Here is a 22,191-nt window from a genome sequence, read left to right as displayed (position 1 = left end):
GGCCGGCGGCGGGCGGGCGCCCCCCCCCCCCCGGGGGGGGGGGGGCCCCCCCGGCGGAACGCGGCGGCCCCCGGCGCGGTCGCACCTGGGCCCCGGCCGCGGTGCGGTGCCAGACTGGTGATGAGCGACGGGAGGTCGCCATGGGGCTCTACAACGACCAGATCGTCCCGCGGATCATCAACGTGGCCTGCGGCATGAAGGAGGCCGACCGGCTCCGGAGCCGGGTCTGTGCGGGGCTGGGAGGCGAGGTCGTCGAGATCGGCTTCGGTTCCGGGCTCAACGTCCCCTTCTATCCCGAGGCCGTCACCAGGGTGGACGCCGTCGAACCCTCCGACGTCGGCTGGAAGCTCGCCGGCAAGCGTCTCGCGCAGACGGACGTCACCGTGCGCCGGGCCGCCCTCGACGGCCAGTCACTGCCCTTCCCGGACGACAGCTACGACGCTGCCGTCTCCACCTGGACCCTGTGCACCATCCCGGACGCCGCCGGCGCCCTGCGCGAGATCCGGCGGGTGCTCCGGCCGGGCGGGACGCTGCACTTCGTCGAGCACGGGCTGGCGCCGGACGCGGACGTGCGCCGGTGGCAGCGCCGCCTCGACCCCCTGCAGCAGCGGCTGTTCGGGGGGTGTCACCTCACCCGGAGGATCGCCGACCTGCTGATCGGCGCGGGCTTCACCATCACCGAACTCGACGTCTTCTACGAGAAGGGCGCGCCGAAGGCCATGGGCGCCGACTCCCTCGGCATTGCGGTCTCCCCGGCCTGAGGCGGCAGGTCGCCGGTCCGAGGCGGACCGCCCCGCCGGGCCGCCCGGGGCCGCCCGGCCTGAGGCGGCCCGACCGGGTCAGGCCGCTCCGCTCACGCCGGGCGCGACGAAGCGCCGGTGGAGGGGGGAGAAGCTGGTCTCGGGCTCGCCCGTGATGCCCGCCTGCCGGACCGCGGCCGCGAGGCGTTCGGCGAAGAAGCGCTCGAAGTCGGCGCGCGAGGTCCACACGTCCACGACGTGCAGCGCGCCCGACTCGAACCAGGCCACGTGCATCAGGGCGCCCTCGGGGGTGCGTTCCTCCCAGCCCACCGCCTCGCGCGTGGCGTCGTACTGCTCGGGTGTGACCCCGGCCCACCGCATCGACATGACCTCGGCCATCGTGGACACCTCGTTCCCGTCGATCCGTGCGTACCTCCAGCACACCGCACACCACCACCGGCTGCATCCGCAGCCCGGTTCGTTCCGCGGGCCCGTCCCTCCCGGGTCAGGACGGGGGATGCGGCCGGTCGGCGACGGTGAGGAGGGCGTGGACGGTGGCGGCCATGGTGTGGCGGGCCCGGTCGGGGGTGAGGCCGGTGCTGCGCCAGTGGTGCCAGGCGCTCCAGGTGGTCACCGCGTCCAGGCCGTTGAGGAGGTCGGTGCGGGCCGGCTCGGGCAGCGGGTCGAGTTCCGTGGCGAAGACCTGGGTGAGCCGCAGGCGGGCGAAGTCCAGCATCTGCTGGACGGCCTCCTGGATCCGCGGGGAGGGGTTCTCCAGGCGCATGATCGCGAGCCGGGCCGGGGTGACGCCCTCCAGGATGCGGGCGCGCTGCTCGGTGAGGGTGGCCACCCGTGGCGCGCGCGGTCCGTCCGTGGGCAGCGGGCCGATCTGGGCGGCGAGTTGTTCCAGGCGCCGGTTGACGGCGACCTCGGCCAGCTCGGCCATGTCGGAGAAGTGGTGGAAGACCAGTCGGCGGGAGACGCCGGCCCGCTCGGCCACCTTGTCGGCGGGGAAGAGCGCCTGGTTCTCGTCGAGCAGTGACAGCACCGCGTCGGCGATCCGCTCGCGGGTCTGCCGCCCGCGTTCCGTGCGTCCGTCGGCCCCGGGTGCGGCGGCTCGGCTCGGCTTCACGCGGCTCCTCCACCCTCGCGTTGACATTTTTGCACCGTGAGTGCAAGTGTACGCGTTGCACGCTGAGTGCAATGAGTTTGGCGGGGGTTCCGCACACCCCGCCGCCGTACGAAGGGCGGTTCGCCGCAGATGTTCACCGGTGTCGGGCGCTGGTGCGCCCGCAGACCCAAGCGCGTGGTCGCCGCCTGGCTGCTCCTCCTCGCCGCCGCCCTCGCGGCGCTCGCCGTCTTCGGCCGCGTCACCAGCGAGGCCGTCAACATCCCCGGCAGCGACAGCCAGACCGCGCGCGACCTCGGTGACCGGGCCTTCCCCGGCTCGGCCTCGGGCAAGCAGCCCGTCCTGCTGCACACCGCACCCGGCGCCGCCCCGCTCACCGCCGCCGACACCACCGCCGCCGTCCGCACCGCCGCCACCGCGATCGCCGCGGTGCCGCACGTCGTCGCCGTCACCACGCCCTACGACCCGGCCGGCACCGGGGCCCTCAGCGCCGACGGCCACACCGGCTACCTCTCGGTCGACCTCGACGTCACCGGCCGCGAGGTCACCCCCGACACCACCCGCGCGGTGCTCGCCGCAGCGGCCCCCGCCACCGCCGCGGGCATCGAGGTCACCCCCGGCGGCTACCTGGCCGCGGCCGTCGACAAGGGGAGCACCGGCCGCAGCGAGGCCATCGGCCTCGGGGCCGCCCTGGTCGTCCTCGCCCTCACCCTCGGCAGCCTGGTCGCCGCCGGACTGCCGCTGATCGCGGGGGTGATCGGCCTCGGCATCGCCCTGCCCGTGCTCGGCCTGGTCGGCCACCTGATGGACGTGCCCGAGGCCGGCGAGACCATCGCCGCCATGATCGGCCTGGGCGTCGGCATCGACTACACCCTCTTCGGCCTCACCCGCTTCCGGGAGCTGCGCGCCGCGGGCGTCGGCATCGAGGAGGCCGCGGTGCGCACCACCGCCGGCTCCGGCAAGTCCGTCGCCTTCGCCGGCAGCGCCGTCGTCGCCGCCCTCGCCGGCCTCGCGCTGGGCGGACTCCCGCTGCTGTACGCCCTGGCCCTCGCCCCCGCGATCGCCGTGGTCACGGCCCTGGGCGTCAACCTCACGCTGCTCCCGGCGCTGCTCGTCCTGCTCGGCGCCCGGCTGACGCCCCGGCCGGCGGCGCCCGCCGAGCCCGGGCGCCCGCGCGGCTGGGGCCGGATCGCGGCCCTGGTCGCGGCCAGGCCGTGGCCGCTGCTGCTGGCCGGTCTCGCCCTGCTCGGAGCCCTCGCAGCCCCGGCGGTCCACCTCCACCTCGGGCAGCTCGACGGCAGCAGCAAGGCGGGCGGCACCATGAGCCGCACCGCGTACGACCGGATGGCCGCGGCCTTCGGCCCGGGCGCCAACGGCGTGCTCCAGGTCGTCGACGTCCTCCCCACCCCGGCGCAGACCGCCGGGGGAGCGGGCGACCCGCGCCTCGCCGCCGTGACGGCCGCGCTGCGCGGCGCGCAGGGCGTCGCCGTCGTCGGTCCGCCCGCGGTGGCCGCCGACGGACGCACCGTCCGCTGGCAGGTCACCCCGACCACCGCCCCGACCGACCCCGACACCACCGCGCTGGTCCACCGGCTGCGCTCCGAGGTGCTCCCCGCGGCCACCGCCGGCAGCGGTCAACAGCTCCACGTCGGCGGCACCCCGGCTGCCCAGGCCGACCTCAACGCGCGGATCTCGCAGCGGATGCCGCTCGTCGTCGGCTTCGTGCTGACCGTTGCGGGCCTGCTCCTGCTGCTCGCCTTCCGCTCGCCGGTCGTCGCGCTGAAGGCCGCCGTGATGAACCTGGTCTCGGTCGCCGCCGCGTACGGGGTGCTCACCGCGGTGTTCCAGGACGGTCGGGGCGCCCGACTGATCGGGCTGGAGGGCGCGGTGCCCGTCCCCGGCTACGTGCCGCTGCTGATGTTCGCGGTGCTCTTCGGGCTCTCCATGGACTACGAGGTCTTCCTGCTCAGCGCCGTGCGCGAGGCGTACCTGCGGCAGGGGGACAACCGCCGCGCCGTGGTGGAGGGCCTCTCCCGGACCGGACGGATCATCAGTTCGGCGGCCCTGATCATGGTCGCGGTGTTCCTCAGCTACCTGCTCTCCGACGACCCGGTGGTCAAGATGTTCGGCATCGGCCTGGCCACCGCCGTCGCCCTGGACGCCACCGTGGTCCGCGGCCTGCTGGTGCCCTCGACCATGGTCCTGCTCGGCGACGGCAACTGGTGGCTGCCCGCCTGGCTCGACCGGCTGCTCCCGCACGTCGACATCGAGGGCGACGGCCACCTCGAGCACCCCGCCCCGGCGGAGGCTCCCGTCGACCCCGCCCCCGCCGTCCGCTGACGCCCGCGGCCCCCCGGCTCCCAACCCCCGACCCCCAACCCCCGACCCCAGTCCCGAACCCGTTCCGGAACCGACCCGATCAGGAGCACCACCCCATGCACGCACGACTCCGCCGCGGCCTGCCCGCACTGATGGCCGCCGGCCTGACTGCCGGAGTGCCCCTCCTCACCGCACCCCCCGCGCACGCCGGGACGGACTGCGGGCGGGGGCCGGTCCAGTACTCCGTCGACGGCGGTGCGCACTGGACGGCCGACGCGTCGATGCCGGCGGCCTCCGGCACCGTCCAGGTCCGGCTGGCGGGCGTGCCGACCGCGGGTTGCGACTACCACGTCTCGCTGGGCTCGTACGCGACCGAGGGCGCGACCTGGGCCACCTCCGGAGCGCACACCCTGCTCGGCTGGGCGACCACCACGCTCACCCGTGACCACTACCGCGCGACGCTCGACATCGGCGACCGACTTCCGCCGTGCTACGGGGAGTTGGCCCTCCATGCGGGAGGCGAGAAGTACGACGGCGCCGACGGCGACCACCCGCTGCCGCACTACCCGGACGAGCCGTACTCCGGCTTGCTGATCGCCTCGTGGAACGGCGGAACGGCCTGCCCGCCCAAGCCCACCGGCGGCCCGACGACCGCTGCCCCGGCGCCGACCGTCACCCCGGCGCCGACCGTACCCACCGCGACCCCGGTACCGACGACCGCGCCGACCGCCGGCCCGACCGCCACACCGACCTCGCCCGCAACCGCCACCGCGACCCCGACCCCGACCGCCACCACGACCCGGGCGGCGCCGTCGGTGACCTCCCCGCACCCGTCCCAGCCCCCGGCCACGCCCGCCGCCGCGCTGGCCTCGACCGGAGCCGACGACGGCTCCCTCGCCGTCACCGCGGTCGCCGCCGCCGCGCTGCTCGCCGCCGGCGGTGCGGCGCTGCACGCCGCCCGCCGCCGCTCCGCCCGCCGCTGACGACACGTCGACGGGCCCGCGAGCCGGGGGGCTCGCGGGCCCGGACGGGGATTCCGGCGGCTACTTCTCGCTGAAGACCAGGTCCTCGATCGGGCGGGTCATCCGGAGCGTTCCGTCGGTGACCTCGACCACGTGCTGGAGACCGATGACGCGCTTCTTCCGGTCCTCGGGGAGGGTGAACTCGTCGCCCCCGCCGGCCAGGAAGGCGGACAGGCCGCCCAGGCCCGGGCCGAAGACGCGGACGTAGTCGGCGAGTCGGCGGAACAGCTTGGGCAGCAGGACGAGGTCCTCGGTGATCGAGTCGAGGTTCTCGATCTTCGCGCCGGTGGTGGTCACGTCGTTCAGCCAGACGCTGTGGGGGGCCTTGGCCGCCCGCGCCTGCTGCGCGGTGGTGGTCAGGTCGGCCCGGAGGTCCTCGGGGAGGTTCGCGTAGAAGGTGGGGTAGACCAGCCCGAGCGAGAGCAGGTGGTGGTTGGCGGTCGCGTGCAGCATGTCGACGGTGACGTCGAGGTGGGAGCCGCTCCGCGCGGGCTTGGCGGCGGCGCCGACCTTCGGCGCGTCGCCCCGGCCGAGCAGGGCGACGCAGCGGCCGAAGAGGTCGGCGCCGCCGGTGAGGAGGTAGCCGGGGGCGGCCGCGGGCGTGGAGGAGGTGACCTTCTCGTCGTCGTCCTGCACGACCTGGCTGAAGCCCAGCCAGCTCAGCAGCTCGTCGCGGGCAGCGTGCGCGCCGAGCCCGAGCGGCTGGTGCACGAAGTCGCCGACGCCCTGGTAGTGGGTCTCCAGGGCGTCGATCCCGTCCAGCCGGATGGAGACGCCGCCGTTCTCGTCGCGCTTGACGCGGTGCAGGCCGGGCAGGTCGCACCAGAACGCCGGGTCGTAGGGCACGAAGTGGACGGTGTCGCCGTCGGGGCGGTCCCCGACGATCCGGTACGAGCCGGTGATGAGCAGCATGGACATGTGTGCCTCCCGAGTCCGATCGGGTGCTCATTGTTCCTCTTTGTCCGAACCATCGGTGGGAGCCCGGGCCGGTGGCCTCGCCGAGGAATCGTCAGGGACCGCGACGGACGGACCGTCAGCGGGGCGGGATGATCCCGGTCAGCCAGGTGAAGGTCGGGACGACCAGCGGCTTCCAGGTCGAGGTCAGGTGCGGGCCGGTGGTCTCGAACGGGGTGACGCTGGTCGGGCTCTTCGCCGCCCGCTGCAGGGCGGTGGCGTCCTCCAGCCCGTCGCCGCGCCGGCCGGTGACGTAGAGCGCGACGTTCGGCGGAGTGGCGGCGTGGGTGAGGATGTGCAGCGGGTTGTCGGCCTCGCGCAGCTTCGGGTCCTTGGCGGTCAGCGAACTCGGCTCGCCGGCCGGGTCGTTGTAGCCGGACATGCTGATCGCGGCCCGGTACCGGTTCGGGTGGGCGAGCGCGAGGCGCAGGGCGCAGTGGGCGCCGGCCGAGTAGCCGGACAGGGCCCAGCGGTCCGCGGTGGTGTCGGCCCGGAAGTTGTCCACGATCATCTGGGGCACGTCCCGCGCGAGCCAGGTCTCGGCGTTCACCTTGCCCGGGACGTCGGCGCAGCCGGTGTCGTTGCCGGCGAGGAGGGAGACCCGCGGTGAGACCAGGATGAACGGCGTCACCTGGCCGGACTTCATGAGCGGTTCGAGCTGCTTGGTGGCGTCCATGGTGTCGCCGAACCAGGCGCTGGAGGAGCCGGGGTAGCCGACGAGCAGTTCGACCACCGGGAAGGTCCGGTCCTTGTAGGCGGGGTCGTCGTACTGCGGCGGGGTCCAGACCAGGACCTCGCCGTCGACTCCGGAGAGCCGGCCCTTGAGGTCGGCCTGCTTCACGCTCCTCGGCACGGCGTCGGAGTCGGGTGCGTGGAAGGCCTGCGGGACCTTCGGGGCGGGGCTGCCGGAGGCCCCGGGGGCCGCGGCGCGGTCGCCGGCCAGGCCCTCGTCCTTGGGGGGTACGGGCACCGCCCGCACGTGGCTGGCGGTGCCCAGCAGGTCGCCCCAGCTGTCGTAGAGCTGGTTCTGGTCGTTGACGACCACGAAGACCATGGCCACGGCGGTGACCTGGCAGAGCAGCACGGTGCCGAGGTAGGAGAGCGCGCGCAGCGGCGTGCGCCGCCCCTGTGCCGTCCGTCCCGGTCCGAGGAGGGCACCTCTGCCCAGCCACTGCGCCATCGCCAGCGCGATCGAGGCCGCGAACAGGGCGATGGTGAGGAGGAGGAAGGGGGTGCCAGTGAGGTTCATGCGTTCGTGCCCGGTTCCTGTGCCGTCCGGGCCCGTGTGCCCGGTCTCGTGGGAGACGGTGGGAACGGCCGTTCGGTTGCCGGTTCCTGTGAGTTTCCTGGGAGGGGGTGACCCCGCGGGACCGGCCCGGAGCAGGCCCGGGGTCGCCCGGACAGCCCACCCCGGGGTGCCGGGCGGCGCGCGGTGCGCAGCAATGGTGCGAGACGCGCTATCCCGAGGGACAGGTGGTCATGACACGTCGCCCGAACATCCTGCTGATCGTGACCGACGAGGAACGGGCCGCGATACCCCGGCCGCCGGGCTTCACGCTGCCCGCGCGGGCCCGGCTCGCCGAGCGGGGCACGACCTTCGAGCGCTACTACACCGCCTCGGCGATGTGCAGCTCCGCCCGGTCCGTGCTCTACACCGGTCAGCACCTGCCGCTCACCGAGATCTACGACAACGACAACATGCCGTACATCCGCCCGCTCGACCCCGGGCTGGGCACCCTCGGCACGATGCTGCGCGGGGCCGGCTACCACTGCACCTACCAGGGCAAGTGGCACCTCTCCAACGCGTACCGGACGCCGGAGCGCCCCGGACCGACCACGGACGCCCTGGAACCCTACGGCTTCAGCGAGTTCAACGACTGGGGGGACATCGACGGCGGCGCCTGGGCCGGGCTCAAGCTCGACCCGGTGATCGCCGGCCAGGCGGTGAAGTGGCTGCGCAACCGGGCCCCGGCGGTGGCGCCGGACCAGCCGTGGTTCATGGCCGTCAACTTCGTCAACCCGCACGACATCATGAGCTTCGACTACGGGGGCCGGCCCGCGATCGACATGCCGCCCGAACTGGCCCGCGCCTGCGTGCTCAAGGCCGCGGCCGACATCCCGCTGTACCGCAAGCGCTGGGAGTTCGACCTGCCGGCCACGCTGCGCGACGACCTGAGCGGCGCGGCGCCCGCGGTGGCCGAGTACGCGCGCATGCTCGACACCGTCTTCGGCCCGGTGGCCGGCGACCGGCACTGGTACGACGGCCTGAACTTCTACCTCAACGCGATCCGCGACGTCGACCGCAGCATCGAGCACGTCCTCGACGCGCTGGACGCCTCCGGGCAGGCCGACCACACCGTCGTCGTCCTCACCGCCGACCACGGCGAGATGGCCGGCTCGCACGGCCTGCGGCAGAAGGGCCCGCTCCTGTACGACGAGAACCTCCACGTCCCGTTCGTCCTGAGCCACCCCGACTCCGCCGGCGGGGCGCGAACCCAGGCGCTCGCCTCCGCGGTCGACCTCGCGCCGACGCTGCTGGACTTCGCCGGCGTCGACCCCGCCGAGGCCGCCACCCGCCACCCCGCGCTCAAGGGGCACTCGCTGGCCCCGGCCCTCGACGGCGGCAGCGTCCGTGAGGGCGTGCTGGCCGCCATCGAATCGGTGCTGGCCCTGGACGCGGACTTCTGGTTCGAGTTCGCCGACCCGCGGGCCCCGCAGCGGATCCAGGCCGGCGAGCTCCGCCCCGACTGGAGCAAGCGCGGCTTCCTGCGCGGCTACGTCGACCACCGGTACACCTTCGGCCGGTACTTCTCCCCGCTCGACCCCAACCGGCCGGCCGACCCGGAGTCCCTGTACGCGCGGAACGACGTGGTGCTCTACGACCGGGCCGCGGACCCCGGCGAGACGCGCAACCTCGCCGCCGACCCGGCGCACCGCGAGCTGGTCGCGCAGTACAGCACCCGGCTGGAGGACCTCATCACCGCCGAGATCGGCACCGACACCCGGGCCTGGGTCACCGAACGGCCGCGGCTGCTCGGCTGGCCCACCTGGCACGGCGACACCGACCAGCCCGCGGCCGCCCCGGCGGCCGCCGCCTCCCACTGAGAAAGCAGGACACCGCCATGCACACCCACGTGAACCTCGCCGCCGACTACCCGGTGCTCGACATCTTCTGGACCACCTGCCTGATCTTCATCTGGATCCTCTGGTTCATGCTGCTCTTCCGGGTCTTCGGGGACCTCTTCCGGGACGACTCGCTGAGCGGCTGGGCCAAGGCCGCCTGGGCGATCTTCGTCCTGATCCTTCCGTTCCTGGGCGTCTTCGTGTACCTGATCGCCCGGGGCAAGAGCATGGGCCAGCGCGAACTCACCGAGGCGAAGGAACGCGAGGAGCAGTTCCGCACCTACGTGCGGGACACCGCGAGCGCCCCCTCCACCACCGACGAGCTGGCCAAGCTCGCCGAGCTGCACAGCAGCGGCAAGCTCACGGAGGAGGAGTACGCGGCGGCCAAGGCCAAGCTCCTCGGGTGAGCGGCCGGCCTCCCCGGGTGAGCGCCTCCGCGCTCCCGCCCCGCGCGGCCGTGGGCCCTCACCTCCCCGGGAGCAGGGACCCCGGATCGCGGCGCGTCGGTCGCCGCCGCAGGATGGAGGGAAGCGGGCCGGGATCGCCGGCCCGCGGACGGCCCCGCGGGGCCGTGGTCCGGCACCCGTCCGTCGACGGCGTGCCGGGCGGCAGGGCAGGCGCAGGGAGCACGGCATGAGCGCGAGCGATCCGGCCATCGACTACCGGGCGGTGTTCCACGCCCTGCCCGGCATGGTGGCGCTGCTGACGCCCGAGCTGGTGTACGCGGACGCCAACGAGGACTTCGTGCGCAACTCCGGCCGCTCGCTCGCCGAGCTGGTCGGCCGCAACGTCTTCGAGGTCTTCCCCGACAACCCGAACGACCCCGCGGCGACGGGGGCCAGGAACCTCGCGGCCTCCCTCGGCCGGGTGCTGGCCGAGGGGGAGCGGGACACCATGGCGCTGCAGCGCTACGACGTGGAGTCCCGGGAGCTTCCCGGGGAGTGGCAGGAACGCTACTGGAGCCCGATCAACGCCCCGGTCCTCGACGCGCAGGGCCGCGTCGTGCTCGTGGTGCACCGGGTGGAGGAGGTCACCGAGCTGATCCGCGCCCGGTCCCGGTCGGCGGGCGACCGCTCCCGGGTCCTGGAGGCGGAGCTGTACACCCGCTCCCGCGAGCTGCAGCAGGTCATCGAGCGGCTGCGGCTGGCACACGCCCGGGAACGGGAGGTCGCCCTCGCCCTGCAGGAGGCGATGCTGCCGGCGCCGCGCCTGGTGGGCGACCACCAAGTCGCGGTGCGCTACCAGCCGGCGGTCGGTGCGCTGAACGTCTGCGGGGACTGGTACGACCTCGTCGAGCTGCCGGGCGACCGGATGGCGGTGGCCGTGGGCGACGTGGTGGGGCACGGCCTGGACGCCGCGGGGGTGATGGGCCAGCTGCGCAGCGCGCTGAGCGCCGCCTCCCGGGTCTCCCAGGGGCCGGGCCAGGCACTGGAGGTGCTCGGGCTGTACGCGCGGTCGGTGGAGGGCGCCGAGTCGACCTCCGCGGTGTCCGTGCACATCGACTGGACCACCCACCGGCTGGCCTACAGCAGCGCCGGGCACCTGCCGCCGGCCCTGGCCCGGGCGGACGGCACGGTGGTCTTCCTGGACGCGGCCACCGACCCGCCGCTCGGCGCGCGCCCCGAGCACCTGCCCCGCCCCCAGGCCGAGCAGGCCTTCGAGGCGGGCGACACCCTGGTGCTCTACACCGACGGCCTGATCGAGCGCCGCCACGAGGACATCGACACCGGTCTCGGGCGCCTCGCCGACTCCCTCACCGGGCACCGGAAGGACGGGCCGGAGGAGCTCGCCGACGCGCTCCTGCTGGACCTGCTGCCCGCGGCCGGTGCCACGGACGACACCGCGCTGGTCGTCATCCGGCTGTAGCGGTCAGTGGCTGTAGCGGGCAGTGGCCCGCCTCTCCGGACGTCCCCCCTCTCCGGACGTCCCCGGGCGGGCGCGGGCCTCACACCGGGACGACCGCCACCGGGCACCGCGCGTACTGGACGACCGCCTGACTGGTGGAGCCGAGCCGGCCGAACGGGCCGCTCGGCTCGCCCCGGCGCCCCACCACGACGAGCGCGTGCCCGGCCGAGGCCGACACCAGCTCCTTCGCCGAGCCGGACCGCACCGCCGTGGCGGTGACGGCGACGTCCGGGAAACGCTCCCGCCACCCCGCCAGGGCCTCGGCGAGCAGCCGCTCGTGCTCCGCCTCGATGTGCCCCTCCTCGTAGACCGGCGGGACCTCGTGGCCCGGGCCGAGCACCAGCGGGTAGCTCCAGGCGTGGACCACGGTCAGCGGCAGCGACTGCCGCCGGGCCGTCTCGAAGGCGTACGCGAGGACCGGGCCCTCCTCGTCCTTGCCCTCGACGCCGACCACCACCCCGCCGTCGCCCCCGGTGGCCGCGTCCTGGTGGACCACGACGACCGGGCAGGCCGCGTGGGCGGCCGCGTGCAGGCTCGTCGAGCCGACGAGCAGCCGGGGGAAGCCGCCCGCGCCCCGGGCGCCGAGCACCAGGAGCGCCGCGTCCGCCGCGGCCGTGAGCAGCGCCTCGCGCGGCGCGCCGTCGACCAGCTCGGCCGCGACGGTGACCTCGGGGTGGTCGGCGGCGACCCGCGTCCACTCCCGGTCGAGCCGCTGGGCCTCGACGGGCCCGGCCGCCCCGGACCGCGCGTGGACCAGTCGCAGGTCCGCCCGGCGGCGCGAGGCCTCGTCCGCCGCCCAGTCCACCGCGGCCCGGTTCGGCTCCGACGGGTCCACGCCCACCACGACAGCTCGGTTCATCGCCGGCACCTCCGTACCGCGTCGTCCGGTCCCGCTCCCAGGCTAAGCCGACGTCCGGCGGAGCACCCGCCCGGTCGCACGGGGACGCCACCCGTCCGGCCTCACCGTGGCCGGAAGACGCGGCCGAGGTGCTCGGCCAGGCCTCCGGCGGTCGGCGGGGTGAGGCGGGCGCCCAGGTAGCCGTCCGGGCGCACCACGAAGGCGGTGGGTCCGCGCAGCCCGTAGGCGCGGGCGAACTCGCCCCGGCCGTCGCGGTAGGCGGGAAGGCGGAGTCCGTCGGTGGGCCGCTCGTCGGGGAGGATCGCCAGGGCCGTGATCTGGTGGCCCGTCAGTTCTCCTGCGGTGTCGGTGAGTTCGTCGAATCCGTCGCTCGGCGCGTCCTCCGTCGTGGCCAGCAGGAGGACGTGGTCGCGGTCGCGCAGGAGGTCGTACAGGCGCTGCGGGTAGCGGGCGATCGGACCGGTCAGGCCCCCGCAGTCCGGGGCGCGGTCGCCGGCCCGCGGGGCGGCTCCGCCACCGTCCCCGTCCCGGTCGCCGTTCCCGTCCGCGGGGCCCACGATCGGGCTCTCCCGGTACCCGACGAGCAGTTGGGCCTCGCGCAGGAGCACGGTCTCCGGGTCCACCGGCTCGGCCGGGAGACCCTCGGTGGCGTGCCGCACGGTGCGGCCGACGACCTCCTCGCCGACCGGGCGGCGTTCGGCGTCGTAGCTCGCGACCAGGTCCGGGTGTGCGCTCCCGTCGACCGCCAGGGCGAGTTTCCAGGCGAGGTTGTAGGCGTCCTGGATGCCGGTGTTCATGCCCTGGGCGCCCGTCGGCGGGTGGATGTGCGCGGCGTCCCCGGCGACGAGGACCCGGCCGTCGCCGTACCGGTCCACCAGCCGGTGGCTGATCCGGAAGACGGAGGACCAGCGCATCGCGGAGGCCGTGGTCGGCCGGGGTGAGAGCCGGTCCAGCACGGCCTGGATGTCGGCCAGGGCCGGGCCGTCGCCGCCCTCCAGCCCGTGCGCCACCGCGGCCCGGCCGGAGCCGGTCCCGGTGGAGCGCCGGGCGGCCGACAGGTCGGGGGGCACCTTCATCGACACCCGGTACCGCTTGTGCCCGGGCAGCGGGATGCAGACCAGGAGGTCGGTGGAGCCGTCGGCCGCGCGGCGGGTCGTGCGCACGCCGTAGCCGGGCGGCAGGTCCCAGTCGACCTCGACGTCGGCGAGCATGTACTCCTCGGGGAAGGCGCCCCCCTCGAAGGAGAGTCCGAGACCCTTGCGGACGGTGCTGTGGGCTCCGTCGCACCCCACCAGGAAGCGCGAACGGACCTCCTGCTCCCGGCCGTCGGCGCCGACCAGCCGGCTGGTCACACCGTCGGCGTCCTGGACGAAGGAGACGAGTTCGGTGCCGCGCTCGATGCGGCCCCCGTGGCGGGCGAGGAACTCCTCGAGGATCCGCTCGGTCTCGTACTGCGGCAGCGCGGCGAAGCCGTACGGCACCTCCGGCGGCAGCGCGAGCTCGATGCGCTGCTGCTCGGCGCCGTCGACGAAGACCAGCTGCCCGCGCATCGGGACGGCGGCGTCGACGGCCGCGCGCACCAGGCCGCTGCGGTCCCAGAGCTCCAGCGTGCGCGGTTGGACGCCCACCGCCTTGGCGTAGGGCATTCGCTCGGGGAGCCGGTCCACGATCCGGCAGTCGACCCCTCGGCGCCGCAGCTCCACGGCGGCGGTGAGTCCGACCGGCCCGGCGCCGGCGATGAGGACGTCCACGACGTCGGTTCCCGCCATCGAAACCTCCCCGGGGGTGCGTCGGGCGCCCCTGGTCGCGTGCTCCTCCCATCGTCGCGGGCCGGGCCGTCCGTGGCCACCGCACGGTGGGTGGCGCGCGGTGGGTGGCGTACCCGGTGCACGGTGCCCGCGGGTCACTCGGCGTGTGCGCCGGGCCCGTCGAGGCGGCCGGTCTCTTGTTGACGAAAAGTCAGCAAGTTCGACCGACTGTCTTGACGGTGCACGTACACGGCCCTACAACGTAGTGAGCGCCCCGGGCCCCCACCGCCCGGAGAGCCGTGAAAGGTCGTCTTCTCGATCCCCCCATCACCGAGAAAGAGGCTTTCCCATGCGCATCCGCACCCGTTTCGCCGCGCCCACCGCCGCCGCCGTCGCCGTCCTCGCCCTGACCGCGCCGGGAGCCGGGGCCGCCGCCGCAGGCGCTCCCGGGCCCGTCGCCGCCTCGTCGGTGCTGACCGCCGGCGGGGCCGCCGTCGCCGCGGGCGACGCGCTCGCCGCGCCGCTCGCCGCCGGCAGCCGTGCCACCTTCTACTCGACCGCGACCAGCACCACCGGCGTCACCTGCGCCACCTCCCAGCTCTCGGCCAGCGTCCAGGGCAACCCGGCCTCGCCCGGCACCGCGACCGCGTCCCTGACCGGGCTGGTCTTCGGCTCCTGTACGAGCAACGTCACCGGCGTCACCTCGGTCCGCAGCCTGACGGTCGGCGGGTTCCCCTTCGGCGTCGCCCTGAGCGACGCACCCGGCCTGCCGGTCACCCTTACCGGGCCGATCCAGGCCACCGCCGTGCTCAACACCTGGTTCGGCACCATCACCTGCAGCTACCAGCTCAGCGGCGCCTTCACCGGGAACGCCGACAACGCGGCCCACAGCCTGGCCTTCCGCACCGAGCACTTCGCCAAGAGCGGCGGATCCTCGCTCTGCCCCGGTGACGGTTACTTCTCCGCCGCCTACGGCCCCGTCACCGACACCAGCCTGCCCGGCAGCCCGGCGATCGACGTCAACTGACCGCGCGCCCGGCCGGCGGACCGCGGAGATCAGGGCTCCCGCGGTGCCCGGCCGGGCCGGCCCCCCTTCGGTGAGCCTGCGGGTCAGGGCCCGTCCGGCAGGCGGTCGAGGAGCCAGTCGCACAGCTCCCCGGTGATCGTGGTGTGCCCGGTGTTCTCCGAGGAGCAGACGAACTCGTCGAAGTCGCTCCCGCCCGGGGCGAGCGCGCCGATGTCGGCGTAGAGGTCCTGGTTGTCGTCGAGGTCGCGGATCGACACGGCGCTGACGGCGGGCACGAAGCAGACGTGCTCGTGGCGCAGGTCCACCGCGGCGCCGAACTTCCGCAGGGCGTCGGCGAGGATCCCGTAGGAGCGCAGGGTGCCGCCGGGGGCGCCGTCCAGCTCCGGGAAGCCGTCGGTGGCGACGGTCCGCTCGGCCCGGGGGAAGCGGCGCCTCAGCTCGGCGACCACGGTGCCCTCGCCCTGCGCCTGGGCGCGGAAGGTGGTGCCGGGGTAGATCCGGTGCAGGGTCATCGCCACCTCGCCGGGGGTGACGTCCAGGCCGGTGCCGTCGCCCCGGCCGTTGGCGAGCGCGATCCTCCGGGGGATCCGCGGCCAGCCGCCGACCCGCTCCGACTCCGCCAGGAAGGCCGTGCGTTCGGGGGCCACCCCGATCCGGCCGGTCCTCGGGTCGTAGTGGCGCCAGAGCATCTGCCGGGCGGCCGGACTGTCCATCTGCCGGGCGAACCTGTTGAACGCGGCGGGCACCGGGATGAAGTGGGCGAAGGCCTGCAGTCCGAGCGGCACGACGGCGCCGCGGTGCGGGCTGTCGTAGGAGAAGTACAGGGCCGTCCGGTGGTCCACGCCCTCGTGCTCCAGGCGGGCGAGCGCGTGGCGGGTGACGAGGCCGCCCATGCTGAAGCCGCCCACCGTCAGCGCGCCGTCGCCGAGCGACTCGGCGCAGGCGCGGCGGATGCAGGCGGCCGCGGCCCGGGCGTTGTCGAGGAGGGAGGCGGAGCGCTCCTCGAATCCGAGCAGGACGACGTCCCGGCCGCTGCGGCGCAGCCGGGAGAGGAGCGGGTAGTCGCGGTCGAGGCCCGCGTAGAGCCACCTGAGGTCGCTGCGGCCGAGGTTGAAGCCGTCCGCCATGATCACGGGCCGGGTCAGGACGCTGCGGCCCTCGGCGTGGAAGACGTGGGCGAAGCCGTCGGGGAGGAGCCACTCGTCGTCGGGCGGGGGCACCGGGTGGGGGACCGGGGCCGGGGCCCCGCCGGTGAGCGGCGCCGCCACGGTGACGTCGCCGACGCCCTGCTCCGCCTGCTCGTCCTGGTCGGACACGGTGCCTCCTGCACGGCCGCGCGGGCCGCGGCAGGCCGCGGGGCGCGGGCTGGGGGCCGCGTCCCACGCGGATGCCAGGAGCATCATTGGGCGGCGGCGCCGTGCGGACCGGCTCCCGCGCGAACCGTTAGCCCCAAAGGCGCAGTCGTGCGCCCGGAGGCCAGGGCCCCGGGCCACACCGGTGAGGGCGGGACCGTCAGCCGATCAGGCCGAGGCGCGGGCCGCCCCGTGCGTGCAGGCGGCGCAGGAACGCGAGCACGCCGGCGGAGCCGCCGGCCCAGGTGGCGCTGGCCCCGGTCAGTCCGGCGTCCGGGAAGACCGGGCGGGACGGCGGGCCGCCGGAGCGGCTCAGGATGATCGCGGTGACGGTCTCGGCGGCGGTCCAGAACTCCTCCGCCGTCCGGTCGTCGCAGGCCAGGGCGACGTCGACCATCAGCTCGCCGACGCCGGCCAGCCCGCAGCACTGGTTGACCAGGGGCATCCGGGGGGCCACGGCCGCACAGGTGCGGGCGGCCTGCCGGGCGAGCGCCAGGTGGCCGGGTTCGCCGAGCCGGTCGGCGGACCGGACGAGCACCGAACCGATCCCGGCCAGGCCGCGGCACCAGGAGCCGTAGCGGCGGGTCGCCCCCGGGGCGGTCGCGGCGGCGATGAGGCCGGGGACGGCGGCCGCGAGGTCCGCGCAGGCCCGGCGGGCCCGGTGGAGGGCGGCGGGGTCGCCGGTCGCGGCGGCGTGTTCCAGCAGGAAGTACGCGACGCCCGCGTCGCCGTGCGCGAGCCCCTGGCGCAGGGCGGCGCTGCCGGGGGTGTCGGCGCCCGCGGGGGTCAGCCGGGCCCGGCCGGACGCCAGCATCCGGTCGCATTCGGTGGCGACGGCGAGGTGCCGTGCGGCGAGCCGGTCGTCGCCGGCGGCACGGGCGTGCCGGGCGAGCAGCAGGCGGCCGGTGCCGATGCCGGCGACGCCCTCGATCTGGTCCGCCTCGGGGAGTCCGCCGTCCGGTCCGTGGGTGGGCAGCGGCGGGTGGGGTTCGGGGTGGCCCGCGGCGCCGGCCCGGCCGGTCGTGCCTGCCGCGCCCGCCTCGGCGAGGAAGAGCGCCACGCCGGTGCGGCCCGAGTAGAAGGCGGGGGACAGGCTCCGGGACTGCCCGGCCGTCCAGCGCGCCAGGGCGTCGACGGCCGCGCGCACGCCGGGCCGGTGCAGGTGCCGGAGGAGTTCCAGGCCGAGGCCGGAGGCTCCGCCGTACACGTCGACCGGGGTGGGGACGGCCGCCCGCGCGGCGAGCTCCGGGTCCGCGATCCGGTGGGCCTCCTCGACGCAGTAGGCCGTCGTGTGCGCGAGGACCTCCTCCAGCAGGCCCGCGTCGAAGGGGAGTCGGCCGGGGCCGCCGGCCGCCCGGGGGGCCGCGGGCGCTGCGCGCCGGAGCCGGTCGGCGCCGGCGGTGCGCACGGCCGGGTCGAGGCTGGTCAACTCACCGATCACCGAGCGGATCCACCGGTGGCCGTCGCCGGGCAGCAGCCAGGCCAGGCCGGCCAGGGTGCGCTCCCGGTTGACGGCGGGGTCCCGGTCGACGACCACCGGGTCCATGCCGGTGGCCGCGAAGCAGAGGGTGGTGCCCAGGGCGTAGTAGTCGTCGGCGGGCTCGGCCGGCCCGGTCCGGCGGCGGACCGGGCCGCTGTAGCCGGGGGTCGCGCCGTCCGGGCCGCTGCCGTGGAGGGCACTGATCCCGAAGTCGACCAGGTGGCAGCGGCCGGCGGCGTCGAGCACGACGTTGTCGGGCTTGAGGTCGCGGAACACCACGCCGCGGGCGTGGACGGCGTCGAGGAGTCGCAACAGCCGCTCGGCCAGGTCGGTGAGCGTGCGCGACGGCCCGGTGCCGGCCACCCGGTAGGGGCCGTGCTCGTTGACCTCCCGGCGCAGGTCCCGGTCGCCGCAGCTGGTCGTCACCAGGAACTCGTCGCTGCGGTGGCGGAAGTAGTCGAGCGCGCGCGGCACCCCGTCGACGGCGTCGAGCGCGGCCAGCACCGCGCGTTCGTTGCGCAGCCGGTCGCGGGTGTCCGCCCCGGACTCGTCCTCGGCGACGAAGGCCCGGGCCTGCTTGACCACCACCGGAAGCCCGGTGGTGCGGTCCTCGGCGCGGTAGACGTTGCCCTGCGGTTTGCGGGAGATGCCGCCGGTGACGCGGTAGCGGCCGCCGGCGAAACCGGCAGCCGGCTTCCCGACCTCGCCGGAGGCTAAGGCGGAGGCGGGGGCCGCGTCGGCGGAGGCGGCCGGGACGGAGGCGGGGGCCGCGGGCCCGGACCGGTCCGCGAAGGGGTCCTCGGCCCAGGGCGGGCACCGGTACGAGCCGCCCGCGAGGCCGTCGTAGGCCCGCCCGTCCGGTCCGACCATGACCGATTCGAGGCGGCCGCTGCGACCGGTCCGGTAGTCGCCGGTGAAGGGCCCGTAGCGGTAGTAGACGGGGGAGTCCGGGTCGACGCGCCGGTCGCTGACGATCTGCGGGCCCTCCCGGCCGCGCAGGACGGCGACGAGCTCGTCGGCGAGCGCGACGACGGTGCCGGGCGCCGGGTAGACCGTGATCGCCTTCCCCACCACGCCCGCGCTCGCGGTACCGGAGTTGATCTCGCGCAGGGTCTCCGGGCTCCGGGCCCACTTCGCGTGGCAGACGTGGCGGGCCAGCACCGGCAGGACGAGGCCGGTCACGGCCTCGAGGTCGCCGGGCCGGGCGGAGACGTGCAGTTTCCAGCCGTGGTCCATCGCCGGCATCCGCGGATCGTTCAGGTACGACCAGGTGTCATCGGACCATCCGCTTCGGCCGGCGATGGACTCGGCCACCGTCAGGAGTTGAAGTCGCAGGCGAAGCGGGTGGTCGCGGTCACCCACGGGTCGGCGAGACACGCCGTGGCGTCGTGGTCGGCGTTGTGGTCGTCCTCGAACACGATGGCCTCGTCGTCGAGGACCAGCGGACCGGCATCGCGGATCTCTTCGATCATGGCTGCGGGCATGTGACGCCTCCAGGTCTTGTCGTGCGTCCTGCGGAGGCGCGGGTTGCGCCTGCCGCGGACCGCCGGGCCCGATGGGGGCCGGAGTCCTGATCCACGAAGGTAGGTAGGAATGATTGGTCTGACAAGGGGTCAGAACCCGTGAACTTCACAGGCCTGCCACATCCGTGGAGGAACGGTGCGTTCGACTCCGGGTCGGCGCGGGCCCGGGGCGGCCGGTAGGGCCGGCGCACCCGCCGGAGGCCCGGGGCGGTGCCCGGACGGTCCGCGCGACACGCCGCGGGCCCGCCGACCGACACGCCGCGGGCCCGCCGACCGGCACGCCGCGGGCGGCCGCCCGGCCGATCCGCAGGTCACGGGCCGTCGCCGGCCTGCTCCCGCCCCGCTCTGAACCCCGCGGCGGCCCCGGCCCGTTGGAATGGGAATTGAATTGCGGCCGCCGAGATTTTCTCCCCGGTATTGAACCGGATGGCGGTCGCAATCCGTTGGAATGGGATCGGAATTGCGCCCTCACGGCCGGGGTGTGCGGCCCCGAACGGCATCGTTGACATGACCGGGCTGATCGCCCAGACTGAATTCCGGAATCGCCGCCGGACCTCCGGATAGCCATCGATTTCGGATCGGGTGAATACGGGGAAAGTGCGCCGATGGCCAATGGTGAGTTTGTGGCTCAGCGGACCAGGGCAGGGGGTGAAAAGGATTGATGGCACACAGGCAGAACGTTCGGCACATTGACGGTCGTCCAGCGGCCCGATTCGCGGACGTCAGGTGCTCTGATCGCGCGACCGGAGGGAAATCGCAATGAGCACGAACGCCACCTCGCCCGCCGGCTTATCGACGATCCCGTCGCCGGCGGTGGTGCGATCCACGGTATTACCCGTCATCCGGCGGCAGGTCTCCACGCTGGAACCGTCCCTGGCCCGCGTCTGCGGCTACCACCTCGGCTTCGTCGACGAACACGGTGAGCCCGGCGGCGGCGGGGGCGGCAAGATGACCCGCGCCGCCCTCATGGCGGCGGTGGCGGGCGGCGTCGGCCTGCGGCCGGAGGACGTGCAGGCCCAGGCCGCCGCGGTGGAGCTGCTGCACAGCGCGACGCTGCTCCACGACGACATCGCCGACGGGGACGAGCTGCGCCGCGGCCGCCCGGCCGCGTGGAAGGCCTTCGGCACCGGCCTGGCCATCCACGCCGGGAACGCCCTGCAGGCGCTCGCCCTGCGGATGGTCGTGGACGACCCCGGCCCCGGCAGCACGGAGATCGCCCGCTCGTTCGCCGAGGCCACCGGGCTGGTCCACGCGGGCCAGGCCCGTGAACTGACCGTCCGGCCCGGCGCGGGCACCGCCGGCCTCGCGGTGTACGAGCAGGTCGTGCTGGAGAAGGCCTCGGCCCTGCTGGAGTGGTCGCTGCGGACGCCCGCAGTGCGGGCGGGACGGCCGGAGCAGAGCCTCGCCGCCCTGCGCGACGCGGGCCGGCACCTGGGCATCGCCCTGCAGGTCGCCAACGACGTCGAGGACGTCTGGGGCGATCCCGCGGTGACCGGCAAGCCCATCCGCGGGGACATCGCGCGGCGCAACCCGACCTTCCCCGTGTTGGCCGCCCTGTCCGAGGCGAGCCCGGCCGGTGACCGGCTGAGTCGCCTGTGGCACACCGACGGCGCCACCGCGGAGCACCTGCAGGCCATGGCCGACCTCATCGAGGAGGCCGGCGGCCGCGGCGCGGCGGAGCAGCTGTCCCGCCACCACCTGGAGTCGGCCCTGGAACACCTCGGGCGGGCCGGGCTCTCCCCGGCCGCGACCGCCGAGCTGACCACCCTGTTCGACCGCATCGTCAATCGCGCAGTCTGACCGGCGCCGCCCTGAAGCGGCGGCACATGCGAAATCGGAGAATTCATCATGACCACTGTCAACGAGAACTCGGCCCCCGCTGTCGTGCGCTCCGAATTCGAGCGCCGGGCACAGGCCCACTACGAGACCAAGACCCAGGACCCGATCAACCTCCTGCTGGGCAAGGACGACGGTCTCTACCACCACCACTACGCCGTCGGCGGATTCGACAAGTCCGTGCTGGAGGTTCCCGAGCCCGAGCGGGAGGCCGCCATTCTCGGGGAAATGGCCCGGATGGAGAACGAGCAGGTCGAACTCGTCCTGCGCGGGCTGGCCCCGCTCTCCTCCGACGCCAGGGTGATGGACGGCGGATCGGGTCGTGGCGGTACGTCCTTCCTCGTCAACCGGCGTTTCGGGTGCGAGGTGGTCGGGGTGAACTTCTGCGCCCACCACATCGAGTTCGCCGAGCGCCTCGCCGTCGAGAAGCACGACTGTGCCGACAAGGTCTCCTTCCGGTACGCCAACATGTGCGACACCGGCCTTCCCGAAAACTCGTTCGACGCGGTCTACACCAACGAGACCACCATGTACGTCGACCCGGCGGAGGCCTTCGCGGAGTTCGCCCGGGTGCTGCGCCCCGGTGGCCGGTACGTCTGCGTCACCTGGTGCGCCAACGACGCGGTGTCGACCGACAGCAAGGCCGTGCGGCTCATCGACGAGCACTACGACTGCCACATCAACACCCGCAGCGCCTACTTCAACGCGCTCGCCGCCAACCACCTGGTGCCCTCGCAGGTCTGGGACCTCACCGAGGAGGCCATCCCGTACTGGGAGCTGCGCTCGCACTCCGGCCTGCGCACCGGTGTGGAGCAGCCGTTCCTCGACGCGCACCGGAGCAACGAGCTCAACTACATCGTCGTCGTCGCCGAGTACGCGCCGCCGGCGTAGCGGCAGCCGTCCCCGGACGCGCGCAGGTGCGGCGGACCCACCGCGCGTGACGGCCCCGCACGGCCCCACCACGCGTGACGGCTCCGCACCGGCCCCGACGCGACCGCGTCGCTCCGCGGGCCCGACACCGGCGCGCGCCCGCCGCGGCCCCGGCCCCTGGTGGCCGGGGCCGCGGCTCCGGTCGCCGGCACCACGGGCCGGCCGCGACCGGCGGCACCCGGTGCCGGCTCCGACTCCGCCCCGGCTCCGACTCCGCCCCGGCCCCGACTCCGCCCCGGCTCCG

At 74.8% G+C, this 22,191-nt stretch carries 18 protein-coding genes; 9 read left to right on the top strand and 9 right to left on the bottom strand.

What is annotated here, in order from left to right; genetic code table 11:
- Nucleotides 1-140 precede the first annotated feature (140 nt).
- Nucleotides 141-761: a class I SAM-dependent methyltransferase gene (locus AB0N04_RS09455; protein WP_360220000.1), complete on the top strand. Its 621-nt coding sequence runs from the start codon at nt 141-143 to the stop codon at nt 759-761.
- Nucleotides 762-839: 78 nt separating this feature from the next.
- On the opposite strand, the gene AB0N04_RS09450 is transcribed toward AB0N04_RS09455, so the two are convergent.
- A complete protein-coding gene (locus AB0N04_RS09450; RefSeq protein WP_360220003.1) occupies nt 840-1,139 on the bottom strand; it encodes a hypothetical protein in 300 nt (99 codons plus the stop codon).
- A gap of 106 nt (nt 1,140-1,245) precedes the next feature.
- Nucleotides 1,246-1,872: a TetR/AcrR family transcriptional regulator gene (locus AB0N04_RS09445; RefSeq protein ID WP_360220006.1), complete on the bottom strand. Its 627-nt coding sequence runs from the start codon at nt 1,870-1,872 to the stop codon at nt 1,246-1,248.
- A gap of 129 nt (nt 1,873-2,001) precedes the next feature.
- Here AB0N04_RS09445 and AB0N04_RS09440 point away from each other — a divergent pair, with 129 nt between their 5' ends.
- Both AB0N04_RS09440 and AB0N04_RS09435 read left to right on the top strand, forming a co-directional pair.
- Entirely contained in the window at nt 2,002-4,209 is a 2,208-nt protein-coding gene (locus AB0N04_RS09440; RefSeq protein ID WP_360220009.1) for an MMPL family transporter, read from the top strand.
- Between the two features lie 95 nt (nt 4,210-4,304).
- Entirely contained in the window at nt 4,305-5,171 is an 867-nt protein-coding gene (locus AB0N04_RS09435; protein WP_360220012.1) for a hypothetical protein, read from the top strand.
- A gap of 60 nt (nt 5,172-5,231) precedes the next feature.
- Here AB0N04_RS09435 and AB0N04_RS09430 read toward each other — a convergent pair whose 3' ends face one another.
- Nucleotides 5,232-6,128 carry a nuclease gene (locus tag AB0N04_RS09430; RefSeq protein ID WP_360220015.1) on the bottom strand — a complete coding sequence of 299 codons (897 nt, stop codon included), beginning with the start codon at nt 6,126-6,128 and terminating at the stop codon, nt 5,232-5,234.
- A 115-nt stretch (nt 6,129-6,243) separates the two neighbouring features.
- Nucleotides 6,244-7,413, bottom strand: coding sequence for an alpha/beta hydrolase-fold protein (locus AB0N04_RS09425; protein ID WP_360220018.1), 1,170 nt, complete (start codon nt 7,411-7,413; stop codon nt 6,244-6,246).
- Nucleotides 7,414-7,643: 230 nt separating this feature from the next.
- Here AB0N04_RS09425 and AB0N04_RS09420 point away from each other — a divergent pair, with 230 nt between their 5' ends.
- The 3 genes from AB0N04_RS09420 (at nt 7,644) to AB0N04_RS09410 (ending at nt 11,153) form a co-directional block, all read left to right on the top strand.
- Nucleotides 7,644-9,269 carry a sulfatase-like hydrolase/transferase gene (locus AB0N04_RS09420; protein WP_360220021.1) on the top strand — a complete coding sequence of 542 codons (1,626 nt, stop codon included), beginning with the start codon at nt 7,644-7,646 and terminating at the stop codon, nt 9,267-9,269.
- Between the two features lie 17 nt (nt 9,270-9,286).
- Nucleotides 9,287-9,694, top strand: coding sequence for an SHOCT domain-containing protein (locus AB0N04_RS09415; protein ID WP_360220024.1), 408 nt, complete (start codon nt 9,287-9,289; stop codon nt 9,692-9,694).
- Nucleotides 9,695-9,920: 226 nt separating this feature from the next.
- Nucleotides 9,921-11,153 (top strand): SpoIIE family protein phosphatase, encoded by a 1,233-nt coding sequence (locus AB0N04_RS09410; protein WP_360220027.1) that lies wholly within the window; start codon nt 9,921-9,923, stop codon nt 11,151-11,153.
- A 79-nt stretch (nt 11,154-11,232) separates the two neighbouring features.
- Here AB0N04_RS09410 and AB0N04_RS09405 read toward each other — a convergent pair whose 3' ends face one another.
- Nucleotides 11,233-12,051, bottom strand: a complete 819-nt coding sequence (locus AB0N04_RS09405) for a universal stress protein (protein WP_360220030.1) — start codon at nt 12,049-12,051, stop codon at nt 11,233-11,235.
- Between the two features lie 101 nt (nt 12,052-12,152).
- A complete protein-coding gene (locus tag AB0N04_RS09400) occupies nt 12,153-13,820 on the bottom strand; it encodes an FAD-dependent monooxygenase (protein WP_360220033.1) in 1,668 nt (555 codons plus the stop codon).
- 328 nt (nt 13,821-14,148) lie between these two features.
- On the opposite strand from AB0N04_RS09400, the gene AB0N04_RS09395 reads away from it, so the two are divergent.
- Entirely contained in the window at nt 14,149-14,826 is a 678-nt protein-coding gene (locus tag AB0N04_RS09395; RefSeq protein WP_360220036.1) for a Tat pathway signal sequence domain protein, read from the top strand.
- An 83-nt stretch (nt 14,827-14,909) separates the two neighbouring features.
- Here AB0N04_RS09395 and AB0N04_RS09390 read toward each other — a convergent pair whose 3' ends face one another.
- The 3 genes from AB0N04_RS09390 to AB0N04_RS09380 all read right to left on the bottom strand — a co-directional run bounded on the left by AB0N04_RS09390 (nt 14,910) and on the right by AB0N04_RS09380 (nt 19,142).
- Nucleotides 14,910-16,142 (bottom strand): hypothetical protein, encoded by a 1,233-nt coding sequence (locus AB0N04_RS09390; protein ID WP_360220038.1) that lies wholly within the window; start codon nt 16,140-16,142, stop codon nt 14,910-14,912.
- 196 nt (nt 16,143-16,338) lie between these two features.
- Nucleotides 16,339-18,903 (bottom strand): class IV lanthionine synthetase LanL, encoded by a 2,565-nt coding sequence (gene lanL / locus AB0N04_RS09385; protein ID WP_360220041.1) that lies wholly within the window; start codon nt 18,901-18,903, stop codon nt 16,339-16,341.
- Nucleotides 18,904-18,974: 71 nt separating this feature from the next.
- The gene (locus AB0N04_RS09380; protein WP_360220044.1) at nt 18,975-19,142 is read right to left on the bottom strand and encodes an SflA family class IV lanthipeptide; all 168 of its coding nucleotides are present in this window, start codon (nt 19,140-19,142) and stop codon (nt 18,975-18,977) included.
- An 852-nt stretch (nt 19,143-19,994) separates the two neighbouring features.
- Here AB0N04_RS09380 and AB0N04_RS09375 point away from each other — a divergent pair.
- Nucleotides 19,995-20,981, top strand: coding sequence for a polyprenyl synthetase family protein (locus AB0N04_RS09375; RefSeq protein ID WP_360220046.1), 987 nt, complete (start codon nt 19,995-19,997; stop codon nt 20,979-20,981).
- A 48-nt stretch (nt 20,982-21,029) separates the two neighbouring features.
- Complete coding sequence (locus AB0N04_RS09370) at nt 21,030-21,908, top strand: methyltransferase domain-containing protein (RefSeq protein WP_360220048.1); 879 nt, start codon at nt 21,030-21,032, stop codon at nt 21,906-21,908.
- Nucleotides 21,909-22,191: the final 283 nt, after the last annotated feature.

It is taken from the genome of Kitasatospora sp. NPDC051702, from assembly GCF_040681575.1.
GTDB lineage: Bacteria > Actinomycetota > Actinomycetes > Streptomycetales > Streptomycetaceae > Kitasatospora.
This window is presented reverse-complemented; position numbering and strand designations above follow the sequence as displayed.